The sequence below is a fragment of the Streptomyces niphimycinicus genome, assembly GCF_018883605.1.
Taxonomy (GTDB): domain Bacteria; phylum Actinomycetota; class Actinomycetes; order Streptomycetales; family Streptomycetaceae; genus Streptomyces; species Streptomyces niphimycinicus.
The window spans coordinates 1-4,063 of record NZ_JAHLEM010000747.1 but is presented as its reverse complement, the minus strand read 5'-3'; the positions used below and the strand labels follow the sequence as shown (position 1 = coordinate 4,063).

At 73.8% G+C, this 4,063-nt stretch carries 2 protein-coding genes; both read right to left on the bottom strand.

From position 1 onward, the window contains the following. Nucleotides 1–1,070 (bottom strand): beta-ketoacyl synthase N-terminal-like domain-containing protein (locus KN815_RS41705; protein WP_216346986.1); only part of this gene is annotated, 1,070 nt, incomplete at its 3' end. 61 nt (nt 1,071–1,131) lie between these two features. Further along, nucleotides 1,132–4,063: SDR family NAD(P)-dependent oxidoreductase (locus KN815_RS41700; RefSeq protein ID WP_216346985.1), on the bottom strand; the 2,932-nt coding region annotated here is incomplete at its 5' end.

Below are 4,063 nucleotides of genomic sequence, written 5' to 3'. Positions count from 1 at the left end.
GTGGCGAGCAGGGCGCCCGCCTCGATCGGGTCGCCCAGCGACGTTCCCGTGCCATGCGCCTCGACCACATCGACATCGGCGCCGGACAGCGTGGCGTTGGCCAGCGCCTGGCGGATCACCCGCTGCTGGGCACGGCCGTTCGGCGCGGTGAGGCCGTTGCTGGCGCCGTCCTGGTTGATGGCGGAGCCGCGGACGACCGCGAGCACGGTGTGGCCATTGCGGCGGGCGTCCGAGAGCCGTTCCAGCAGCAGCACTCCGACGCCCTCGCCCCAGGCGGTGCCGTCGGCCGTCGAGGAGAACGCCTGGCAGCGGGAGGAGGTGGACAGTGCACGCTGGCGGCTGAACTCGATGAAGCCGCTCGGGGTGGACATCACGGTGGTGCCGCCGGTGAGCGCCATCGAGCAGTCGCCCTGCCGCAGCGCCTGGCAGGCCATGTGCAGCGCCACCAGCGAGGATGAACACATGGTGTCGACCGTGACGGCCGGTCCCTCCAGGCCCAGGGTGTAGGCGACGCGGCCGGAGAGGATGGCGCCCGAGGCGCCCATGGACATCTGGCCTTCGAGCCCTTCGGGCAGCTCGGTCAGACCGCGGGCGTAGTCGAAGTCGGTGGCGCCCATGAAGATGCCGGTGTCGCTGCCGCGCAGGGTGCCCGGGTCGATTCCGGCCCGTTCGAAGGTCTCCCAGACCACTTCCAGCAGCAGCCGCTGCTGCGGGTCCATGGTGAGGGCCTCGCGCGGCGAGATGCCGAAGAACGCCGGGTCGAACTGGTCCACGTCATGCAGGAATCCGCCCTGGCGGGCGTAGGTGCGGCCCTCCCGGTCGGGGTCCGGGTCGAAGAGGTTCGGCAGGTCCCAGCCGCGATCGGCCGGGAAGTCGCCCATGCCGTCCCGGCCTTCGGCGACGGCCTGCCACAGATCCTCGGGGGACCGGATGTCGCCCGCGTAGCGGCAGTTCATCGCCACGATGGCGATCGGCTCGGGAGTCTGAAGCTCCTGGATCCGGCCGTGTGCCGCGCGGAGGTGGCCGGTGGCCCGCTTGAGGTAGTCGCGCAGCTTCTTCTCGTTGTCCATGGTCGTCAGCTCCTCAAGAGGGCCGGAACGTCGGTGGCGGCCGGGGCGGTGGCGCGGCGGTTCATCGGGCCGTCACATCCCGGCCCAGCAGCTCGAACATCCCGTCGAGCAGCTCGAACATCTCGTCGTCGGTGGCCGATTCGATGTCGTCCAGCTCCAGGGCGGCGAGGGTGGACTGGGCGCGGTCGAGCTCGGCGAGCGACGCGGTGTCCATGGACTCCTCGTCCGATGGGAGGAGTTCCTCCCGCAGCAGCTCGGCGAGGTCGCCTGCGGTCGGGTAGTCGAAGACGAGGGTGACCGGCAGCCGCAGTCCGGTGGCGGCGTTGAGCCGGTTGCGCAGATCGACCGCGGTGAGCGAGTCGAAGCCCAGCTCCTTGAAGGCCCGTCCGGTCTCGACCGCGCCCGCGTCGGCGTAGCCGAGAGCCGCGGCCGCCTGCTCGCTCACCAGCTCCACCAGGGCGGTGTGACGGTCGGCCGGGCTCAGCTCCACGAGCCGCTTGCGCAGCGCGGCGGCGCCACCGGCCTGCTCCCCCTCCGCCTCGGCCGGGTCCTGCCCGGTGGCGCCCGCCTCGGGAAGGTCGGCGAGCAGCGGCAGCGGCCGGGTGGCGGACAGGGCGGATGCGAAACGGCCCCAGTCGATGTCGGCGGCGACGAGGAAACCGTCGCCGTGCGCGACCGTCTGCCGCAGCAGTTCCAGGGCCCGCGCACCGTCGATGGGGGGCGCGCCGCGCCGTCGCAACTGGTCCGCCACCGCACCGTCGATCATTCCGCCGCCCGCCCAGGCACTCCAGGCCACGGACGTGGCGGGCAGGCCGTCCGCGCGGCGGAGTTGGGCGAGTGCGTCGAGATACGCGCTGGCCGCCGCGTAGTTGCCCTGTCCGGCGGCGCCCACGGTGCCGGCGATCGAGGAGAGCAGGACGAACGCGTCGAGGTCCAGGTCCCGGGTGAGCTCGTGCAGATGGCGCGCGCCCGCCACCTTGGGGCGCAGTACGGTCTCGATCCGCTCGGGGGTGAGCGCGTCGACGGTGGCGTCGTCCAGCGCTCCGGCGGCGTGCACCACGGCGGTCAGCGGGTGGTCCGCGCCGTCGCCCGTGACCGAGTCCAGCAGATGGGCCAGTGCCGCGCGGTCGGCCACATCGCAGGCGGTGACGGTCACCCGGGCGCCGCGTTCGGCCAGTTCGGCCTTCAGCTCGGCGGCGCCCGGGGCCTGGGGCCCGCGGCGGCTGACGAGCACCACGTGTTCGGCGCCCTCGTGGACCAGTCCGCGGGCGATCTGGGCGCCGACGCCGCCGGTGCCGCCGGTGATCAGTACGGTGCCGCGGGGCTGCCAGCGCCCGGCGGTGGAAGTGGCACCGGCCCGCCTGAGCCGCCGGGCGAGGGTGCCCGTGGCGCGGATGGCCAGTTGGTCCTCGCCGTCCTGGCCGGTCAGGGCCCGGGCGAGCGCCCGGAGGGAACCCTCGTCGAGCCTGGCGGGCAGATCGATCAGGCCGCCCCAGCGCTGCGGGTGTTCCAGGGCGACCGCACCGCCCAGGCCCCAGACGAGGGCTTGTGCGGGGGCTTCGAGACGGTCGGCGCCACTCGCGGAGACGGCGCCGCGGGTGACACACCACAGGGGTGCGTCGATCCCCGCGTCGCCCAGCGCACGTACCAGGGCGAGGGTGGTGGCGAACCCGGTGGGGATGTCGGGGTGTGCCGGATGCGGTGCCTCGTCGAGGGCCAGCAGGGACACCACACCGCCGGGCGCCCCGGCTTCCCCGAGGGCCTCGGTGATACGGGTGGCGAGCCGGGTGCGGTCGGTGTCGTCCGGGCCGATCCGCAGGGGGACGATCTCGGCGCCGAGCGCGGCGAGTCCGGCGGTGATGGCCTCAACGTCAGCGGCCTGCGTACTGGTGGCCGCAGTGCTGTCGGGCACCGCCACCAGCCGGCGGCCGGTGAGCGCGGGGGTCCGCTGTCCGTCGACCGGCTGCCAGCCGATGCGGTAGCGCCACGAGTCGAGCACCGCCTGGTCGCTCAGCCGGGACCGCCACGAGGAGAGCAGCGGAAGCACCTCGCTGAGCGGCGCGTCGGGGCCGGTGCCCAGTGTGGCCGTCAGCGTGTCCAGGTCGGCGTTCTCGACCGCGGTCCAGAACTTTGCCTCCGCCGGGCCGGTGGCCGCCTCGGCGACGGGCCCGGTCCGGGGCTCGACCCAGTAGCGGGAGCGCTGGAACGCGTACGTGGGAAGGTCCACGCGCCGGGCTCCCCGCCCGGCGAACAGCCCCCGCCAGTCCACCTCCGCACCGTGGACGTACGCCTGGGCGAGCGAGAGCAGCATCCGCTCGGGGCCGCCCTCCTCGCGGCGCAGGGTGCCGATGACGGCGGCCGCGCCGTCGGCGGCCTCGACGGTGGCCTCCATGGCGGCGGCCAGCACGGGGTGCGGGCTCACCTCCACGAACAGCCGGTGGCCGCTGGTGAGCAGCGCCCGGGTGGCCGTTTCGAGCCGCACGGTCTCGCGCAGGTTGCGGGCCCAGTAGGCGGCGTCGAGCCCGGCGGTGTCGAGGGGTTCGCCGGTGACGGTCGAGTGGAAGACGATCCGCGAGGTGCGGGGACGGATGGGGGCGAGGATGTCCAGCAGCTCGTCGTGGATCTGCTCCACCTGGGCGGAGTGCGAGGCGTAGTCCACCGGGATCAGTTTCGCCCGTACGTCCTCGGCCTCGCAGCGGGCCAGCAGTTCGTGCAGCGCCTCCGGTTCACCGGAGACCACCACCGCGCCGGGGCCGTTGACGGCCGCCACGGAGATACGGCCGTCCCACGCGGTGATGCGCTCCCGCACCTCCTCGACCGGGAGCGAAACGGACATCATGCCGCCGTGTCCGGCGAGGCCCCGTGCGATGGCCTGCGAGCGCAGCGCCACCACCCGCGCCCCGTCCTCCAACGACAACCCACCCGCCACCACCGCCGCGGCGATCTCCCCCTGCGAATGCCCCATCACCGCAGCAGGCGCGACACCGGATGCC